The organism is Streptomyces sp. NPDC047017, assembly GCF_040644175.1.
Classification (GTDB): domain Bacteria; phylum Actinomycetota; class Actinomycetes; order Streptomycetales; family Streptomycetaceae; genus Streptomyces.
Genome location: NZ_JBEYVW010000008.1, coordinates 165,469 through 182,717 on the forward strand (window position 1 = coordinate 165,469; position 17,249 = coordinate 182,717).

At 72.0% G+C, this 17,249-nt stretch carries 18 protein-coding genes; 7 read left to right on the forward strand and 11 right to left on the reverse strand.

Annotated features, from left to right (window positions below):
* Window positions 1-155: 155 nt before the first annotated feature.
* The 3 genes from ABZ858_RS16075 to ABZ858_RS16085 all read right to left on the reverse strand — a co-directional run bounded on the left by ABZ858_RS16075 (window position 156) and on the right by ABZ858_RS16085 (window position 2,293).
* Window positions 156-1,349 carry an RNA polymerase sigma factor SigF gene (locus ABZ858_RS16075; RefSeq protein WP_361377617.1) on the reverse strand — a complete coding sequence of 398 codons (1,194 nt, stop codon included), beginning with the start codon at window positions 1,347-1,349 and terminating at the stop codon, window positions 156-158.
* Between the two features lie 17 nt (window positions 1,350-1,366).
* Entirely contained in the window at window positions 1,367-1,783 is a 417-nt protein-coding gene (locus ABZ858_RS16080) for an anti-sigma regulatory factor (protein WP_361377620.1), read from the reverse strand.
* Window positions 1,784-2,032: 249 nt separating this feature from the next.
* Entirely contained in the window at window positions 2,033-2,293 is a 261-nt protein-coding gene (locus ABZ858_RS16085; RefSeq protein ID WP_361377623.1) for a UBP-type zinc finger domain-containing protein, read from the reverse strand.
* A 78-nt stretch (window positions 2,294-2,371) separates the two neighbouring features.
* Between ABZ858_RS16085 and ABZ858_RS16090 the strand changes: the two genes are divergently transcribed.
* Window positions 2,372-3,967 carry a Na+/H+ antiporter gene (locus ABZ858_RS16090; RefSeq protein ID WP_361377626.1) on the forward strand — a complete coding sequence of 532 codons (1,596 nt, stop codon included), beginning with the start codon at window positions 2,372-2,374 and terminating at the stop codon, window positions 3,965-3,967.
* A 73-nt stretch (window positions 3,968-4,040) separates the two neighbouring features.
* Here ABZ858_RS16090 and ABZ858_RS16095 read toward each other — a convergent pair whose 3' ends face one another.
* Window positions 4,041-4,958 carry a pyridoxal-phosphate dependent enzyme gene (locus ABZ858_RS16095; protein ID WP_361377629.1) on the reverse strand — a complete coding sequence of 306 codons (918 nt, stop codon included), beginning with the start codon at window positions 4,956-4,958 and terminating at the stop codon, window positions 4,041-4,043.
* A gap of 281 nt (window positions 4,959-5,239) precedes the next feature.
* On the opposite strand from ABZ858_RS16095, the gene ABZ858_RS16100 reads away from it, so the two are divergent.
* Window positions 5,240-6,646 carry a family 2B encapsulin nanocompartment shell protein gene (locus ABZ858_RS16100; protein WP_361377632.1) on the forward strand — a complete coding sequence of 469 codons (1,407 nt, stop codon included), beginning with the start codon at window positions 5,240-5,242 and terminating at the stop codon, window positions 6,644-6,646.
* A 118-nt stretch (window positions 6,647-6,764) separates the two neighbouring features.
* A complete protein-coding gene (locus ABZ858_RS16105; RefSeq protein WP_361377635.1) occupies window positions 6,765-7,943 on the forward strand; it encodes a family 2 encapsulin nanocompartment cargo protein polyprenyl transferase in 1,179 nt (392 codons plus the stop codon).
* A gap of 168 nt (window positions 7,944-8,111) precedes the next feature.
* Here the strand turns inward: ABZ858_RS16105 and ABZ858_RS16110 are convergent, their stop codons facing one another.
* The 3 genes from ABZ858_RS16110 to sodN all read right to left on the reverse strand — a co-directional run bounded on the left by ABZ858_RS16110 (window position 8,112) and on the right by sodN (window position 9,470).
* A complete protein-coding gene (locus ABZ858_RS16110) occupies window positions 8,112-8,528 on the reverse strand; it encodes a VOC family protein (protein WP_361377638.1) in 417 nt (138 codons plus the stop codon).
* Between the two features lie 9 nt (window positions 8,529-8,537).
* Window positions 8,538-8,903 carry a helix-turn-helix transcriptional regulator gene (locus ABZ858_RS16115; RefSeq protein WP_361378023.1) on the reverse strand — a complete coding sequence of 122 codons (366 nt, stop codon included), beginning with the start codon at window positions 8,901-8,903 and terminating at the stop codon, window positions 8,538-8,540.
* A 171-nt stretch (window positions 8,904-9,074) separates the two neighbouring features.
* A complete protein-coding gene (sodN, locus tag ABZ858_RS16120) occupies window positions 9,075-9,470 on the reverse strand; it encodes a superoxide dismutase, Ni (RefSeq protein ID WP_004983535.1) in 396 nt (131 codons plus the stop codon).
* A 145-nt stretch (window positions 9,471-9,615) separates the two neighbouring features.
* On the opposite strand from sodN, the gene sodX reads away from it, so the two are divergent.
* Window positions 9,616-10,050: a nickel-type superoxide dismutase maturation protease gene (gene sodX / locus ABZ858_RS16125; protein WP_361378026.1), complete on the forward strand. Its 435-nt coding sequence runs from the start codon at window positions 9,616-9,618 to the stop codon at window positions 10,048-10,050.
* Here sodX and ABZ858_RS16130 read toward each other — a convergent pair.
* Window positions 9,954-10,583, reverse strand: coding sequence for a CGNR zinc finger domain-containing protein (locus tag ABZ858_RS16130; protein WP_361377641.1), 630 nt, complete (start codon window positions 10,581-10,583; stop codon window positions 9,954-9,956). The genes sodX and ABZ858_RS16130 overlap by 97 nt on opposite strands.
* 101 nt (window positions 10,584-10,684) lie before the next feature.
* Here ABZ858_RS16130 and ABZ858_RS16135 point away from each other — a divergent pair, with 101 nt between their 5' ends.
* Window positions 10,685-11,467, forward strand: coding sequence for a class I SAM-dependent methyltransferase (locus tag ABZ858_RS16135; protein WP_361377644.1), 783 nt, complete (start codon window positions 10,685-10,687; stop codon window positions 11,465-11,467).
* Between the two features lie 106 nt (window positions 11,468-11,573).
* Here ABZ858_RS16135 and ABZ858_RS16140 read toward each other — a convergent pair whose 3' ends face one another.
* The 3 genes from ABZ858_RS16140 to ABZ858_RS16150 are packed head-to-tail and all read right to left on the reverse strand — an operon-like array spanning window position 11,574 to window position 14,305.
* Window positions 11,574-12,326 (reverse strand): amino acid ABC transporter ATP-binding protein, encoded by a 753-nt coding sequence (locus tag ABZ858_RS16140; protein ID WP_361378029.1) that lies wholly within the window; start codon window positions 12,324-12,326, stop codon window positions 11,574-11,576.
* Window positions 12,327-12,376: 50 nt separating this feature from the next.
* Window positions 12,377-13,312 (reverse strand): amino acid ABC transporter permease, encoded by a 936-nt coding sequence (locus tag ABZ858_RS16145; RefSeq protein WP_361377647.1) that lies wholly within the window; start codon window positions 13,310-13,312, stop codon window positions 12,377-12,379.
* Window positions 13,313-13,345: 33 nt separating this feature from the next.
* Entirely contained in the window at window positions 13,346-14,305 is a 960-nt protein-coding gene (locus tag ABZ858_RS16150) for an ABC transporter substrate-binding protein (RefSeq protein WP_361377650.1), read from the reverse strand.
* A gap of 547 nt (window positions 14,306-14,852) precedes the next feature.
* Between ABZ858_RS16150 and ABZ858_RS16155 the strand changes: the two genes are divergently transcribed.
* Window positions 14,853-16,076 carry an NADP-dependent malic enzyme gene (locus ABZ858_RS16155; RefSeq protein ID WP_361377653.1) on the forward strand — a complete coding sequence of 408 codons (1,224 nt, stop codon included), beginning with the start codon at window positions 14,853-14,855 and terminating at the stop codon, window positions 16,074-16,076.
* 154 nt (window positions 16,077-16,230) lie between these two features.
* On the forward strand, window positions 16,231-17,196 hold the full coding sequence (locus tag ABZ858_RS16160; protein ID WP_361377656.1) for a zinc-binding dehydrogenase: 966 nt from the start codon (window positions 16,231-16,233) through the stop codon (window positions 17,194-17,196).
* The last annotated feature ends 53 nt before the right edge of the window (window positions 17,197-17,249 follow it).

The following is a 17,249-nucleotide window of genomic DNA, read 5'->3' on the forward strand; positions in this document are numbered from 1 at the left end:
GCCGTACGTCGGGGCAGACCGTGCGTCGGGGCGGCGGTGTGCCGGGGCGTCCGCGTGTCGCGGTAGGCGGTACGTCGCGACGGCCATCCGCCGCGCCGGTGGTACGCCGCGGTGGCCGCACCGGGGAGGGGGCGGCGGTCCGACGACCGCCGCGGTTACTCCTCGACCAGCAGCTTCTCCCGCAGCTGGGCCAGGGTGCGGGCCAGCAGGCGGGAGACGTGCATCTGGGAGATGCCGACCTCCTGCGCGATCTGCGACTGGGTCATGTTGCCGAAGAAGCGCAGCAGCAGGATGCGCTTCTCGCGCGGCGGGAGGTCCTCAAGGAGCGGCTTGAGCGACTCGCGGTACTCCACGCCCTCCAGCGCCTCGTCCTCCGCGCCGAGCGTGTCGGCGACCGCGGGGGACTCGTCGTCGGTGTCGGGGACGTCCAGGGACAGCGTGGAGTACGCGTTGGCCGACTCCAGGCCCTCCAGGACCTCCTCCTCGGAGATGGCGAGCTTCTCCGCCAGCTCGTGCACCGTGGGGGAGCGGCCGTGCAGCTGGGACAGCTCGGCGGTCGCCGTGGTCAGCGAGAGCCGCAGCTCCTGCAGCCGGCGCGGCACCCGCACCGCCCAGCCCTTGTCCCGGAAGTGCCGCTTGATCTCGCCGACGACCGTCGGGGTCGCGTACGTGGAGAACTCCACGCCGCGGTCCGGGTCGAACCGGTCGACCGACTTGATCAGCCCGATGGTGGCCACCTGCGTGAGGTCGTCCAGCGGCTCGCCGCGGTTGCGGAACCGGCGCGCGAGGTGCTCGACCAGCGGCAGGTGCATCCGGACCAGCTGGTTGCGCAGCTCCGCGTACTCCGGGCTGCCGTCCGGCAGCGCGCGCAGCTCGACGAACTTCGCACGGGCGCCACTGCGGTCATGCGGGTCGTGCTGTGTGCCGCGCACACGCGGGGCGCTCTGCGTGCCGTCCCCGGCGTACCGCTCGTGCTCGCTCATCGTCCCGCCCGTCGCCCTTCCCCGAGCCCTCGCCCCCTCTCCCGTCCCCGGTCCGGGGCGGGCGGGGGGACCCCCATGGGGGGCCGGGGCCCCGCCCGGAGCCGGTGGCGTGCCCCGCACGGTCTCCTCCGGCCCGGCCGGTCCGGCCGGGCCGGCCGGACCCTCGCCCCGGGGGCCGGGCCGCAGGGCGTCGTCGTCCGGGTGCGGTCTGGCCTGCTCGGGGATGCCGTCGATGCCGTCCGCAGGCCGTGCGGCCGCCGCCGGCGAGCCCGGGGCGGTCCCGCCCGGGGTCGCGGCCGCGTCCGCGCGGGGCGGAGTCCCGCCCTCGGCCGGCAGCTCTCGTGTGCCGCGCTCTTCGTCCCGCACCGGCCCGTCCCCGTTCCTCACGCCGGCCCGGGTCCCGCGCCGCGCTGTTTGTAGAGGCTGATCGAAACGGTCTTGTCCTCGTCCACGGCGGAGGAGACCTTGCCCGCCAGGGCGGACAGGACGGTCCAGGCGAAGGTGTCCCGCGAGGGGGCGTGCCCGTCCGTGGTCGGGGCCGAGACGGTGACTTCGAGCGAGTCGTCGATCAGCCGGAAGACACAGCTGAGCACCGAGCCGGGCACGGCCTGCTGGAGCAGGATCGCGCAGGCCTCGTCCACCGCGATGCGCAGGTCCTCGATCTCGTCGAGGGTGAAGTCCAAACGGGCAGCGAGGCCGGCCGTGGCCGTCCGCAGCACCGACAGGTAGGCACCCGCAGCCGGCAGCCGGACTTCCACGAAGTCCTGGTTCGCCGCGGGCTCGCCTGCGATCTGGGACACCCTCACCTCCAAGGTGGTACAAGAATTCTCGGGGCCGAGGGTCGCCCCCCGGGTCACGCGATTCGTGGTTCAGCCGTGACGCTACCGCGCTCCCGGCGTTCGTGTTCCGGGACCCCGACCCCTTTCTGTCACTCATAGTAAACCCACGAATACGCTCCGTGGCTAGGGGTTGGGCGGGCCCAAATGGGAACAGCACGCGCCGGGTTGACGTACCCAGACGTCAGAGGGCCGAACCGTCCGGGAATCCGGTCACACCAGCACGTGGTCCACGAAGCACCAGCGCCAGTCCTCGCCGGGCTCGAAGGACCGCATCACCGGATGTCCGGTGTCCTTGTGGTGCTTGGTGGCGTGCTGGTTCGGTGACGAATCGCAGCATCCCACATGGCCGCAGGCCAGGCACAGCCTCAGCTGCACCGGGTGGGTGCCGTCCGCCAGGCACTCCGGGCACGTCTCGCTACGGGGCTCGGGCTCCGGGTGCGGCAGCGCGTCGGCGTGCGTGCACTGTTTCATGATTGCCAGGTTACGACGGGCGCGCGGGTGACGGCGCGGAAAAAGCGGGTGGGACGAGACGATGGGTGGGCGAGGACGATGGACGTGATGCCGCTGTTGCTGCTGGTGGCGGGCAGTGCCGTGGTGGCCGGTGCCGCCCGGCGCACCCCGGTGCCGGCCCCGCTGCTGCTGGTCGCCGCCGGACTGGCGGTCTCCTACGTCCCCGGGGTGCCGGACTACACGCTCGACCCGAAGGTGGTCCTGCCGCTGCTGCTGCCCCCGCTGCTGTACACCTCGGCGATCGACAGCTCCTACCTGGACCTGCGCGCGCAGCTGCGGCCGGTGGCACTGCTCTCGGTCGGCTACGTGCTCTTCGCGACCTTCGTGGTCGGCTGGGCCGCCTATGTGATCGTGCCGGGGCTGCCGCTGACGGCGGCGCTGGTCCTGGGCGCCGTGGTGGCCCCGCCGGACGCGGTCGCGGCCACGGCGGTGGCCCGCCGCGTCGGACTGCCCTCGCGGATCACCACCATCCTGCAGGGCGAGTCCCTGCTCAACGACGCCACCGCGATCACCGCCTACAAGGTGGCCCTCGCCGCCGCCGTCGGCGAGGGCGCCACCTGGTCCGGCGGGGTGGAGGAGTTCCTGATCGCGGCGGTCGGCGGGGTGGGGATCGGGCTGGTGCTCATGGCGCCGCTGCACTGGCTGCGCGCCCACCTGAAGGAAGCGCTGCTCCAGAACACCCTCTCCCTGCTGATCCCGTTCGTCGCCTACGGCGTCGCCGAGCAGGTGCACGCCTCCGGGGTGCTCGCCGTCGTCACCGTCGCCCTCTATCTCGGGCACCGCGCGTGGGAGGTCGATTTCGCCACCCGGCTCCAGGAGGAGGCGGTGTGGAAGATGGTCGCCTTCATCCTGGAGTCGGCGGTGTTCGCCCTCATCGGCCTGCAACTGCCCGTCGTCCTCAAGGGGCTCGACGAGTACGCCGGCGCCCGCGCCGCCTGGTACGCGCTCGCCCTCTTCCTGGTGGTCGTCGCGGCCCGGTTCGTCTGGGTCTACCCGGCGGCGTTCCTGCCCCGGCTGCTGTCGCGGCGGGTTCGCGAACGGGAGGAGAACCCCACCTGGAGAGGCGCGATGGTCACCGCGTGGGCCGGAATGCGGGGCGTGGTGTCGCTGGCCATCGCCTTCTCGATCCCGCTCACGGTGCACGGCGGCGCCCCCTTCCCGCAGCGCAACCTGCTGCTCTTCCTGACCTTCACGACGGTCATCGGCACCCTGGTGGTGCAGGGGCTGACCCTGCCGCCGCTGATCCGCCTGCTGAGGTTCCCCGGCCATGACGCGCGGGCCGCCACGCTCGCCGAGGCCAACGCCCAGGCGCAGGCGTCCCGGGCCGCCGAGGAGCGTCTGGAGGAACTGCTGGCCGACGAGGGCAACACCCTGCCCCCGCCGCTGGCCGACCGCCTCCGCGCGGTCCTGGAGCGCCGCCGCAACGCCGTCTGGGAGCGCCTCGGCCAGACCAACCCCGTCACCGGCGAGTCGGTCGACGACACCTACCGCCGGCTCTCCCGGGACATGATCAGCGCCGAGCGCACCGTCTTCGTGCGCCTGCGGGACGGCCGCTACATCGACGACGAGATGCTGCGCACCCTGCTGCGCAGGCTCGACCTGGAGGAAGCGGCCGCCTACCGGGAGGCGGCCTGAGCGAGAGGGGCCGCACACGCGCGCGTGCGCACCCGTCGCGGCCGGTACGTGAGAGGTCTCGCGCCGGACGGTGTCAGGGCCCCGCCGGGAAGGGGCGGCCCGTCACGACCGCGGCGATCGTCGTCCCGCGCGGGAACGCCCCCTCCTCGGCCAGGGCGGCCAGCCCGTACAGCAGCTTGGCGACGTAGTGGCGTTCCACGGCGATCCCGTGGCGGGCCGTGAAGTCCTCGGCGAAGGCGTCCAGTTCGGGGGCGGTACGGGCGTAGCCGCCGAAGTGGAAGCGCTCGTCGAGGGACCAGCTGCCGCGGCGGGCGCCGAAGGCTTCTTCCTGGAGCGTCTGCACGGCGGCCGTCAGGAAGCCGCCCTTGAGGACCGGGATGCCGAGGGCGCGCCGGCCGGCGGGCAGTCCGGCGGCGAGCCCGGCGAGGGTGCCGCCGGTGCCGCAGGCGACGGCGACGACATCGGCCCGGTCGCCCAGCTCCCGGCCCAGCGCCGTGCAGCCGCGCACCGCGAGGGCGTTGCTGCCGCCCTCGGGCACGACGTACGCGTCCTCGGCCCCGGCCGCGCGCAGCACGGCGGCGAGCGTCTCCGGTTCGGCCTTGCGCCGGTACACGGACCGCTCGACGAAGTGCAGCCGCATCCCGTCGGCCGCGCACCGGGCCAGGGAGGGGTTGAGGGGCCGGCCGGCCAGCTCCTGGCCGCGGACCACGCCGATCGTGGGCAGGCCGAGCAGCCGGCCCGCGGCGGCGGTGGCCCGCAGATGGTTGGAGTAGGCGCCGCCGAAGGTGACGAGAGTCCGTCCCCCGGCGGCGCGGAGGTTGGGGGCGAGTTTGCGCCACTTGTTGCCGATCAGCTCCGGGTGGATCAGATCGTCGCGTTTGAGCAGCAGACGCAGCCCGCGGCGGGCGAACCGGTCGTCCGCCAGTTCCTGCACGGGGGAGGGCAGCCGGGGGGAGAGCGCGGCGGGATCGGGAACGGCGGAGCTGGTCACGAGGCCATTGTCCCCGGCACCGCCCGGCCGTACCGGGTCCCGTCCCGGCCAGGACCCGGGACGGGACGCCGGTCTCCGCGCCGGACCGGAACGCGGCCCGTCCCTGGCCGAAATCGCGCCTTACCCGCCGGACGACGGCCCCCCTTTTGCCCGGTCGGACAATGATCCATTCCCGCTCTTTCGGGTAATAGCACGGGCACGGTGCGTGATGGAACGCTGGTGCCTGCAAATCGATGCCCGGCGCCGACCGAGCCGGGCATGAGCGGGAGGGCGAATTCTCTATGTCGGTAGGCGATGAGGTCCGCACGGAGCAGGACCGGCCGCAGCAGAGCCTCGGCACCGCGGCCGCGCGGAACCTGGCCACCACCACCAAGTCCGTACCCCAGATGCAGGAGATCAGCTCGCGCTGGCTGCTGCGCATGCTGCCCTGGACCGAGGTGCAGGGCGGCACGTACCGGGTGAACCGGCGGCTCACCTACGCCGTCGGAGACGGCCGGATCACCTTCGTGAAGACCGGCGACCGCGTCGAGGTGATCCCCGCCGAACTCGGTGAACTGCCCGTCCTGCGGGGGTACGAGGACGACGAAGTGCTCTCCGAACTCGCCCAGCGCTGCCGCCAGCGGGAGATCGGCGCCGGGCAGGTGATCGCCTCCTTCGGCAACCAGGCCGAGGAGGTGTACCTGCTCGCGCACGGCAGGGTCGAGAAGGTCGGCACCGGCCCCTACGGCGACGACCAGGTCCTCGGATTCCTCGCCGACGGCGCCCACTTCGGGGACCAGGCACTCCTGGACCCGGACGCCATCTGGGAGTACACGGCCCGCGCCGACACCACGTGCACCGTGCTGGTCCTGTCCCGGCACGACTTCGAGCAGGTCGCCGAGCGAGCCGACTCGCTCCGTGCCCACCTGCGGCAACTGCGCTCGATCCCCGGGCAGCGCACCAACAAGTACGGGGAGAAGGAGGTCCAGCTCGCCGCCGGACACAGCGGTGAGCCGGACATCCCGCACACCTTCGTCGACTACGAGGCCCGGCCCCGCGAGTACGAGCTGAGCATCGCCCAGACCGTCCTGCGCATCCACTCGCGCGTGGCCGACCTCTACAACCAGCCGATGAACCAGACGGAGCAGCAGCTCCGGCTCACCGTCGAGGCGTTGAAGGAGCGCCAGGAGCACGAGCTGGTCAACAACCGCGACTTCGGCCTGCTCCACAACTGCGAGTACGACCAGCGGATCCAGCCGCACGACGGCGTGCCGAGCCCCGACGACATGGACGAGCTGCTCAGCCGGCGCCGCGGCACCAAGCTGCTCCTCGCCCACCCGCGGGCGATCGCCGCCTTCGGACGCGAGCTGAACAAGCGGGGACTGGTGCCCGAGACCATCGACATGGGCGGCAACCGCATCCCCACCTGGCGCGGGGTGCCGCTCTTCCCGTGCAACAAGATCCCGGTCACCGAGGCGCGGACCAGCTCGATCATCGCGCTGCGCACCGGGGAGGAGGACCAGGGCGTCATCGGGCTGCGCGCCAAGGGCATCCCGGACGAGATCGAACCCAGTCTGTCCGTGCGGTTCATGGGCATCAACGAGCAGGCGATCATCAAGTACCTGGTGACGGCGTACTACTCGGCGGCGGTACTGGTCCCGGACGCGCTGGGGGTCCTGGAGAACGTCGAGGTCGGTCGTTGGCGCTGACCTCCCGCGCCCGCGCACGGTGTTCCGCCCCGTCGGCCCGGGTAGTACACCCCGGCGGTGCACGCCCGGTTCCGGCGGCGCGGGAGCCACTGTTCGCGGATTCTCCGAGGGGGAGCGGATGGCCGAGTCCATGACGGAGACGACACCACGCACGCCGGGTGCGCAGCCGCAGCGCGCGGCGGCGACGCAGCGGCCGGGCAGCGCGGCCCCGGCCGGACCGCTGTCCCGGCCACCGGGGGGCGGTGAGGGCGACAGCGGGACGGCGGGCGTGCCCGACGGGCAGGACGCGGCGCTGATCCTCGACCGCGCGCGGGCCGCGGTCGATCCCGAACTGCGCTCGGCCATCGCCTCGTTGCCCGCCGCCATGCGCCGCATCGCGAGCTACCACTTCGGCTGGGAGCAAGCGGACGGCACCCCGGCGGCGGGGCACGCCGGCAAGGCGATCCGTCCGGCGCTGGTGCTCACCGCGGCCGCCGCGCTCGGCGGCCCGCGGGCCGCGGCGGGTGCGGCGCGGGCCGCCGCGGTGGTGGAGCTGGTCCACAACTTCACGCTGCTGCACGACGACGTGATGGACCGGGACGCCACACGTCGGCACCGGCCCACCGCCTGGACGGTGTTCGGCGACGCCGGCGCCATCCTCGTCGGGGACGCCCTGCAGGCGCTCGCCCTGGGGCTGCTCGCCGCGGACCCGCATCCCGCGGCCGCGGCGGCCACCGCCCGGCTGGCGGCCTGCGTCGTCGAACTGTGCGAGGGGCAGCAGGCGGACACGGCGCTGGAGCGGCGCGCACCCGAAGAGGTCGCCCTCGACGAGGTGCTCGCCATGGCCGAGGCCAAGACGGGTGCGCTGATCGGCTGCGCCTGCGCGGTGGGTGCGCTGTACGCGGGGGCGGCCGGGGAGGAAGTGGAGGCGCTGGACGCGTTCGGCCGGCAGGCGGGGCTGGCGTTCCAGCTCATCGACGACGTGATCGGCATATGGGGCGACCCCGGGCGTACCGGCAAGCCGGCCGGTGCCGACCTCGCCGCCCGCAAGAAGTCGCTGCCGGTGGTGGCCGCGCTCACCTCCGGCACCCCCGCCGCGGCGGAACTCGCCGAGCTGTACGCCCGGCCCCACCAGGAAGGGGAGGAGGAGCGCGCCGCGCTGGCGGTGGAGCGGGCCGGCGCCCGGGACTGGGCGCAGTCCCAGGCGGCCGACCGGATGGCCCGGGCGGTGCACGAACTGTCCCGCGCCGTCCCGGACCCGGCCGCCGCGGACGGGCTGCTGGCCCTGGCCGAGTTCGTGACCCGGCGCACCAGCTGAGGCCGTCACCAGGGGCGGCGGCCACCGGCGGTCATCACAGACCCCGGGCCACCGGGCTGTGCGGTTCCTGACCCCGTACGGCCGCCGGTGGACCCGGCCGGGCGGGTCCCGTGCCGCCCCACAGGGTGCGGGACCCGCACTTCACGACAACTCCTCGGGCAGGCGCCGCTACCGCGCCGGCCGCTCCAGGAAGCGCAGCAGGTTGCCGGCCGGGTCGCGGAAGGCGCAGTCCCGTACCCCGTAGGGCTGGTCCATCGGCTCCTGGACGACGTCGGCGCCATGCTCCCTGACCCGGGCGAAGAGGGCGTCGCAGTCGGCGGTGGTGAAGATGACCCCGCGCAGCACGCCCTTGGCCAGCAGCCGGGCCACGGCCTCCTTGTCGGCGGCGGAGAAGTCGGGGCTCGCCGCGGGCGGCTCCAGGACGATCTCCACGTCCGGCTGGAGCGGGGAGGCCACGGTCACCCAGCGCATCCCCTCGAACCCGACGTCATTGCGGACCTCCAGGCCCAGCACGTCCCGGTAGAAGGTCAGCGCCTTGTCGTGGTCGTCGACGGCGATGAAGCACTGGTGGAGCTTGAGGTCCATGCCACCAGGCTAGGGCGCGGGCGGCGGTCCCGTGCGGTGGGGACGGGTGAAGGAGCGGGTGACGCAGGCCGGGATGACCGCGCTCTCCTCGTGCGACCGGGCCCGGTAGGCGCTGGGTGTCTCGCCCACCAGCTCGGTGAAGCGCGAACTGAACGAGCCCAGCGAGGTGCAGCCGACCGCCAGGCACACCTCCGTCACGCTCAGGTCACCCCGCCTGAGCAGCGCCTTCGCCCGTTCGATCCGCCGGGTCATCAGATAGCCGTACGGGGTCTCCCCGAAGGCCGCGCGGAATCTGCGCTGGAAGTGCCCGGGCGACATCAGGGCGGTCCGGGCGAGCGCGGCCATGTCCAGGGCCTCGGCGTACTCCCGGTCCATACGATCGCGCGCCCGCCGCAGCCGGGCCAGATCCTCCAGGGACGTCACCGCGCCAGCATGGCACGGAACGTCCGCCGCGGGCGTCCGGTGCGCGAAAGACCGCACCCGGCCCGCGGGGACGCCGTGCTCGGCGGCCCGCGGACCGGGTGCGGTCGAGGGTGCGGAAGAAGGTCAGGCCTTCTTCGTCTCCCAGAAGATCTTGTCGATCTGGGCGATGTAGTCCAGGGCCTTCTGACCCGTGGCCGGGTCCGTGGACGCCTTGGCGGCGGAGAGGGCCTTCAGCGTGTCGTTGACCAGCTGGTGCAGCTCCGGGTACTTCTCGAAGTGCGGGGGCTTGAAGTAGTCGCTCCACAGGACCGACACGTGGTGCTTGGCCAGCTCGGCGCGCTGCTCCTTGATGACGGTGGCACGCGCCTGGAAGTGCGGGTCGTCGTTGCCGGCCATCTTTTCCTGGACGGCCTTCACCGACTCCGCCTCGATGCGGGCCTGGGCCGGGTCGTACACACCGCAGGGCAGGTCGCAGTGCGCGCTGACCTTGACCTTGGGGGCAAACAGGCGGGAAAGCATGGAGCATTCCTTCCTCGTGATCGTCTTCTCAGGTGGGACATTACTCCCTGCAAGGCGTGTTTTCGCGAGTGCCCCCTTGGGCTTAGGACAAAAGTCCAGGGTCAGACTGAGACTGGTGGAGGAACGGACCGGGGAGGTGCCGGGGATGCCGGAGCTGTCGCAGGAGACCGAGCGCAGGGCCGCCGTGGTGCCCTTCGGGCTGGCCGAGGTGACCGGGCCCTCGATGGTGCCCACGCTGCACCACGGGGACCGGCTGCTGGTGCAGTACGGCGCCCGGGTCCGGCCGGGTGACGTGGTCGTGCTGCGCCACCCCTTCCAGCAGGACCTGCTGGTCGTCAAGCGCGCGGCGGAGCGGCGCGAGGGCGGCTGGTGGGTGCTGGGCGACAACGCGTACGCGGGCGGGGACAGCACCGACTACGGCACCGTGCCCGAGGAGCTGGTGCTCGGGAAGGTGTGGTTGCGCTACCGGCCCCGCAAGGAGGGTCAGCGCTCGCCGCTGGCGCTGGCGCGCTGGGCGCTGTCGGCGGCCAGACCCGTCTTCACCGACCGGTCGGCCTCCAGGCGCTTGCGCGCGCGGTAGGCGGCCACGTTGGCGCGGGTGGCGCAGCGGTCGGAGCAGTAGCGGCGCGAGCGGTTGGTCGAGGTGTCCAGGTAGGCGTTGCGGCAGGGTGCCGCCTCGCACAGGCCCAGCCGGTCCACGCCGTACTCCGTGAGGTGGAAGGCCAGGCCCATCGCCGCGATGGCGGCATAGCCGGCGGTCGCGTTGGACGGGTGGTCCGCCAGGTGCATGTGCCACAGCGGGCGGCCGTCCTCGTCGCGGTGGTCGTGCCCGGAGATCTGCGGGCTCACCGGGAACTCCAGGAGCAGCGAGTTCAGCAGGGCCACCGCCAGGGTCTCGTCGCCCTGGTCGGCCGCCTCGAAGACCGCGCGCAGCCGGGCCCGCACCGAGCGGAACCGCGTCACGTCGGCGTCGGTGGCGCGGCGGGCCGCCGACCCGTTGGCGCCGAACAGGTCCCGCACCGCCTCCACCGACGTCAGGGTGTCCTTGCCCCGGGCCGGTTCCTCGGTGTTGACGAGGCGTACGGCGTAGTCCGAGTAATAGGCCAGTTCCACTTGTAGTCCTTACGAGGGGGCTCTATGGTCTTGGGTGCGGTCGGTAACAGCCGGTCGTGGTTCCAGGGTATTACGCGACCTAGGGGTCAGGGAGGGCAGCGATGACCGAGACGGGCACGGGCACGGGCATCACGGCGGCGGGTGCCGACTGGGCGGCCTGGCAGGAGAGCTGGGACCGCCAGCAGGAGTGGTACATGCCGGACCGCGAGGACCGCTTCCGCATCATGCTGGACATGGTGGAGGCGTTCACCGGCACCGCGCCGCGCGTGCTGGACCTCGCCTGCGGCACCGGCACCATCACCGCGCGGCTGCTGGCCCGCTTCCCCGGGGCCACCAGCACCGGCGTCGACCTCGACCCGGCGCTGCTCGCCATCGCCCGGGGCACCTTCGAGGGCGACGAGCGGGTCTCCTTCGTCACCGCCGACCTGAAGGACCCCACCTGGCGGGAGCGGCTGCCGTACGACTCCTACGACGCCGTGCTGACCGCCACGGCCCTGCACTGGCTGCACAGCGAACCCCTCGCGGACCTCTACGGCTCGGTCGCGGGACTCGTCCGCGACGGCGGTGTCTTCATGAACGCGGACCACATGATCGACGAGACGACGCCCCGGATCAACGCGGCGGAGGGCGCCCAGCGGCACGCCCGCATGGATCAGGCCAAGCGGGACGGCGTCCTGGACTGGTCCCAGTGGTGGCAGCTGGCCGCGAAGGACCCGGTCCTGGCCGGTCCGACGGCCGAGCGCTTCGAGATCTACGGCGAGCACGCCGAGGGCGACACGCCCTCCGCCGCCTGGCACGCGCGGGTGCTGCGCGAGAAGGGCTTCGGGGAGGCCCGCCCGGTGTGGTGCTCACCCGCGGACACCCTGCTGCTCGCGGTGAAGTGACCGGACGGTGACATGACCGGACGGTGACGTCACCGGACGCGGAAGGGGCGGTACGGGGACTCCGTACCGCCCCTTCCGTTCACGTACGGGCTGGCACACGTACGGGCTAGAGCACCTTCGACAGGAACGACCGGGTGCGCTCGTGCCGTGGGTCGGTCAGCACCTCGCGCGGGTGGCCGGATTCGACGACCACGCCCTCGTCCATGAAGACCAGGCTGTCGCCGACCTCGCGGGCGAAGCCCATCTCATGGGTGACGACGACCATGGTCATGCCGGACTCGGCGAGGTCGCGCATGACGTCGAGGACGTCACCGACCAGCTCCGGGTCGAGTGCGGAGGTCGGCTCGTCGAACAGCATGAGCTTGGGGTCCATGGCCAGCGCGCGGGCGATCGCCACGCGCTGCTGCTGGCCGCCGGAGAGCTGCGAGGGGTAGTGCCCCGCCCGGTCGGCCAGGCCCACCCGCTCCAGGAGCTGCATGGCCCGCTCCCGGGCCTGCCCCTTGTTCAGGCCCTTGACCTGGACCGGCGCCTCGATGACGTTCTCCAGGGCGGTCATGTGCGGGAACAGGTTGAAGCGCTGGAAGACCATGCCGATGTCCCGGCGCTTCATGGCGACCTCGCGGTCGCGCAGCTCATAGAGCTTGTCGCCGTGCTCGCGGTAGCCGACCAGCTCGCCGTCCACCCAGAGCCGGCCCGCGTTGATCTTCTCCAGGTGGTTGATGCAGCGCAGGAACGTCGACTTGCCGGAGCCGGAGGGGCCGATCAGGCAGAACACCTCGCCCGCCCGGACCTCCAGGTCGATGCCCTTGAGCACCTCGACCTGGCCGAAGGACTTGTGCACGCCCTCGGCCTTCACCATCGCCGCGCCGCTCTCGCGCCCGGGGGAGTCCTGCTGGGTGGCCTTGTCGGTCATGCCGTGACCTTCCTGCTGGAGAAGGACGTCAGGTGTGCTCGGACCTTCTGCCACGGGGTGGCCGGCAGGCTGCGGCTGGAGCCGCGGGCGTAGTACCGCTCGATGTAGTACTGGCCCACGCTCAGCACCGAGGTCATGATCAGGTACCAGGCGGCGGCGAGGAAGTACATCTCCACCGGGGCGCCGGAGACCTGACCGATGTCCTGGGCGTAGCGGAACAGCTCCGGGTACTGGACGGCCGCCACCAGGGAGGTCGTCTTCAGCATGTTGATGACCTCGTTGCCGGTCGGCGGCACGATCACCCGCATGGCCTGCGGGATGACGATCCGCCGCAGGGTCCTGCCGTGGCTCATGCCCAGCGCGTGGGCGGCCTCGGTCTGGCCCTCGTCGACGGCGAGCAGGCCGGCCCGGCAGATCTCCGCCATGTACGCGGCCTCGTTCAGGCCCAGGCCGAGCAGCGCCGTCAGCAGCGGCGTCATGAAGTTCGACCAGTAGTCCTTGTAGAACGGCATCAGGTTCACGTACTCGAAGACCAGGCCCAGGTTGAACCAGAGGAACAGCTGGACCAGGACCGGGGTGCCGCGGAAGAACCAGATGTAGAACCAGGCGATCGCCGAGGTCACCGGGTTCTTCGACAGGCGCATCACCGCCAGGCCGATACCGCCGACGATGCCGATCAGCATCGACAGGACGGTCAGCAGGAGGGTCTTGCCGACGCCGGTCATGATCCGGTCGTCGAAGAAGTAGTCGGGGACCGCGTGCCAGTTGATCTTGCCCTGGCCGAACGCGTAGACGATCGCGAACAGGACGGCGATCGCGATGAGGGCGGTGACGTAGCGCCCGTAGTGCCGGACCGGGATGGCCTTGATCGCCTGGGGTCCGGCGGAGGGCGTGTCCTCGGGACCCGCCGTCTTGTCGATGTCAGCAGTCACGGATGTTGCCTCTCGGTGGCCGCGCGGGCGCGGTCACTTGCCGCCGTTGATGACGGACTCCTTGGCGGCGCCGTCCTGGGCGCCCCACTTCTGGAGGATCTTCTGGTACTCGCCGTTCTTGATGATGGCGTTCATCGCGGCCTGCAGCGCGTCCCGCAGCTGCGTGTTGCTCTTGCCGACGGCGATGCCGTACGGGGCCGCCTCGACCTGGTCGCCGACGACCTGGAAGTCCTTGCCGCCACCGGAGGTCTTCACGGCGTACGCGGCGACCGGGAAGTCGGAGGAGGCCGCGTCCGCACCGCCCGAGCGCAGCCGGGTCTGGGCCTGCTGGTCGTCGTCGAACCGCTGGATGGAGAGCGTCTTGCCGGCCGGACACTTCTTCGCCTCGGCCTTGGCGAGGTCCTCGGAGACGGTGCCGCGCTCCAGGGCGATCTTCTTGCCGCACAGGTCGGACCAGGAGGTGATGCCCTGGGTGTCTCCCTTGCGGGTGTAGATCGACACGCCGGCGTTGAGGTAGTCGACGAAGTCGACGCCCTCGCCGACCTTCTTGCCGGTGGTGGGGTCGACGCCCTGCTGGCGGCTCTTGTTGTCGGTCATCGCCGACATCGCGATGTCGTACCGGCTGGAGCGGATGCCGGTGAGCAGCGCGTCGAAGGTGCCGTTCTCGAACTGGAAGGACACCCCCAGCTGCTTGCCCAGAGCGGCGGCTATGTCGGGGTCGATGCCCGCCACCTTGCCGGACTTGTCCTTGAACTCCACCGGCGCGTAGGCGATGTCGGAGCCGACCTTGATGACGCCCTTGTCGCGGATCGAGGCCGGGAGCTTGCCGGCGAGCGGGGCGGAACCGGCGGACGAGCTGCCGGCGGACTTGTCCTTGTCCTTGGTCTGGTCACCGCAGCCGGTGAGCAGCAGGGCGCCGGCGACCGCGATCGCACCGACCGCGGCCAGACGGGAGTGCGCGGCGGTCGTACGACGGGTGGAGCGTGCGGTCATGGTGGGTTCCTCCGGCGGGTGGGTGGAGTTGCCGATGGGTCGACGAGAACACACACCTTCGGGTGTCGCGACCTCGTGTGATTGACGCATCTTGCCATTCGGGATACGCCATTCAGGGCAGTCACGATGTCAAAATCGGATAACGGGCGATTCCCGCACCGCGCTCGGCCGACCCCGAAGGGCGGACCATCTGCGGGAATGCCTCCTTCCGGCCGGAAGATCTCCGGTCGGTCCGGGGCCCCGCCTCCTCGACGCGCGGCTTTGGCGGGAATTCGCCGCCTTCTGGAGTCTTCGGCGCGGGCTTGTCCCCATATTGGGCCAAGTGTCGGTGCCTCGTCATGTGACCTTCGCGTTATGGACTCGTCGTCGGCGCCGTCCGTCCGGTAAGAAGGTTCTTTACACCCCTCATCCGGGGCTCAGGGCGCGTGTGCGGCGCGCCCGTCGCGCACGGCCCGAACGCAACACTCACCGGCCGGGTGCGGTCCCGCCCACCCCTCACCAGGAGTGGCAACCCTCAAATCCATGAACAATTAAGGGGTAAAACCAAGTGGCAGCGGAGATCGTCAATCCTCGCAGCGACAGCGGTACGGATCAGGACGGCGGGGCAGAGCCGCTCGATTCCTTCGATCCGGCCTTCGCGCTGCACCGTGGCGGGAAGATGGCCGTGCAGGCCACTGTGCCCGTCCGTGACAAGGACGACCTGTCCCTGGCGTACACGCCCGGCGTCGCGCGGGTGTGCACCGCCATCGCCGAGCAGCCGGAACTGGTCCACGACTACACGTGGAAATCGTCCGTGGTCGCCGTCGTGACCGACGGCACGGCCGTCCTCGGCCTCGGGGACATCGGTCCTGAAGCCTCCCTCCCGGTGATGGAGGGCAAGGCGATCCTGTTCAAGCAGTTCGGCGGCGTGGACGCGGTGCCGATCGCACTCGACTGCACCGACGCCGACGAGATCATCGAGACCGTGGTGCGCCTCGCGCCGTCCTTCGGCGGCGTGAACCTGGAGGACATCTCTGCGCCCCGGTGCTTCGAGATCGAGCGCAAGCTCCAGGAGCGCCTTGACATCCCGGTCTTCCACGACGACCAGCACGGCACGGCCGTCGTCACCCTCGCCGCGCTGCGCAACGCGGCCCGGCTGAGCGGCCGGGGGATCGGCGAGCTGCGGGCCGTGATCTCGGGCGCCGGCGCGGCCGGTGTCGCCATCGCCAAGATGCTGGTCGAGGCCGGCATCGGCGATGTGGCGGTGGCCGACCGCAAGGGCATCGTCTCCGCCGGGCGCGCGGACCTGACGCAGGTCAAGCGGGAGTTGGCCGAGTTCACCAACAAGGCCGGCCTCACCGGCTCCCTGGAGGACGCGCTGGCCGGTGCCGACGTCTTCATCGGCGTCTCCGGCGGCACGGTCGCCGAGGAGGCGGTGGCGTCGATGGCCGAGGGCGCGTTCGTCTTCGCCATGGCCAACCCGAACCCGGAGGTGCACCCCGACGTCGCGCACAAGTACGCGGCCGTCGTGGCGACCGGGCGGTCGGACTTCCCCAACCAGATCAACAACGTCCTGGCGTTCCCCGGCATCTTCGCGGGCGCGCTGCAGGTGCGGGCGTCGCGGATCACCGAGGGCATGAAGATCGCGGCGGCCGAGGCGCTGGCCGGGGTCGTCGGCGACGACCTCGCCGCGGACTACGTGATCCCCTCGCCGTTCGACGAGCGGGTCGCCCCCGCGGTGACGGCGGCGGTCGCCGCGGCCGCGCGCGCCGAGGGCGTGGCCCGTCGCTGACGCGGACCCCACCCGGCCGATGCGAACGGCCCCGCCCACCCGGGCGGGGCCGTTGCGCTGTCCGGCGTCCGCCGGGCGGCCCGGTTGGCAAGAGGGCGTGTGTCACAGGGCCGCGTGGTTCCGCCGGGGCGGGCCCGCCCCTATCGTCAAGGTCATGTTCGCTGTCTACGCCGCCCGAATCGACCGCGACCAGCCGCTGAACGGGCTGGAGTCCGGTGAGCGCCCGGCCCCCGGGGCCCGCCCCGGCTGGAGCACGATCGACGTCAGGGCCGCCTCCCTGAACCATCACGACCTGTGGTCGCTGAAGGGTGTGGGCCTGTCCGAGGACAGGCTGCCCATGATCCTCGGCTGTGACGCCGCCGGTGTCGACGAGGACGGCAACGAGGTCGTCCTGCACTCGGTCATCGGCCAGAGCGGGCACGGGGTCGGACCCCGCGAGCCCCGCTCCATCCTGACCGAGCGCTACCAGGGCACCTTCGCCGAGCGGGTCGCCGTGCCCACCTGGAACGTGCTGCCCAAGCCCGCCGGGCTCTCCTTCGAGGAGGCCGCCTGCCTGCCCACGGCCTGGCTCACCGCCTACCGGATGCTCTTCACCAACGCCGGGGTGCGGCCCGGTGACTCCGTCCTGGTGCAGGGCGCCGGCGGCGGGGTCGCCACGGCCGCGATCGTGCTCGGCCGGGCGGCCGGCCTCAAGGTCTTCGCCACCAGCCGGGACGAGGCCAAGCGCAAGCGGGCGCTGGAACTCGGCGCGGTGGAGGCGGTGGAGCCGGGGGCGCGGCTGCCGCAGCGGGTGGACGCCGTGATCGAGACCGTCGGCGCGGCCACCTGGTCCCACTCGGTGAAGTCGCTGCGCCCCGGCGGCACGATCGTCATCTCCGGCGCCACCAGCGGCGACCGGCCCTCGCACGCCGAGCTGACCCGGATCTTCTTCCTGGAGCTGAAGGTGGTCGGCTCCACCATGGGCACCAAGGACGAGCTGGAGGACCTGCTCTCCTTCTGCGCCACCACCGGTGTCCGCCCCGTCATCGACGAGGTGCTCCCGCTGGACCGGGCCCGGGAGGGCTTCGCGCGGCTGGAGACGGGCGGCCAGTTCGGCAAGATCGTGCTCACCGCCGCCTGATCCGCTCCGCCTCCCGGACACTCCCCGCCTGTCAACCACGGTTGACGCCCGGG

Coding starts and splice junctions, on each gene's coding strand:
- ABZ858_RS16085 (WP_361377623.1), bottom strand. CDS start 2,293: ATGAAACAGTGCACGCACGCCGACGCGCTGCCGCACCCGGAGCCCGAG.
- ABZ858_RS16090 (WP_361377626.1), top strand. CDS start 2,372: ATGGACGTGATGCCGCTGTTGCTGCTGGTGGCGGGCAGTGCCGTGGTG.
- ABZ858_RS16100 (WP_361377632.1), top strand. CDS start 5,240: ATGTCGGTAGGCGATGAGGTCCGCACGGAGCAGGACCGGCCGCAGCAG.
- ABZ858_RS16105 (WP_361377635.1), top strand. CDS start 6,765: ATGGCCGAGTCCATGACGGAGACGACACCACGCACGCCGGGTGCGCAG.
- ABZ858_RS16110 (WP_361377638.1), bottom strand. CDS start 8,528: ATGGACCTCAAGCTCCACCAGTGCTTCATCGCCGTCGACGACCACGAC.
- ABZ858_RS16115 (WP_361378023.1), bottom strand. CDS start 8,903: ATGGACCGGGAGTACGCCGAGGCCCTGGACATGGCCGCGCTCGCCCGG.
- sodN (WP_004983535.1), bottom strand. CDS start 9,470: ATGCTTTCCCGCCTGTTTGCCCCCAAGGTCAAGGTCAGCGCGCACTGC.
- sodX (WP_361378026.1), top strand. CDS start 9,616: ATGCCGGAGCTGTCGCAGGAGACCGAGCGCAGGGCCGCCGTGGTGCCC.
- ABZ858_RS16135 (WP_361377644.1), top strand. CDS start 10,685: ATGACCGAGACGGGCACGGGCACGGGCATCACGGCGGCGGGTGCCGAC.
- ABZ858_RS16140 (WP_361378029.1), bottom strand. CDS start 12,326: ATGGTGAAGGCCGAGGGCGTGCACAAGTCCTTCGGCCAGGTCGAGGTG.
- ABZ858_RS16150 (WP_361377650.1), bottom strand. CDS start 14,305: ATGACCGCACGCTCCACCCGTCGTACGACCGCCGCGCACTCCCGTCTG.
- ABZ858_RS16160 (WP_361377656.1), top strand. CDS start 16,231: ATGTTCGCTGTCTACGCCGCCCGAATCGACCGCGACCAGCCGCTGAAC.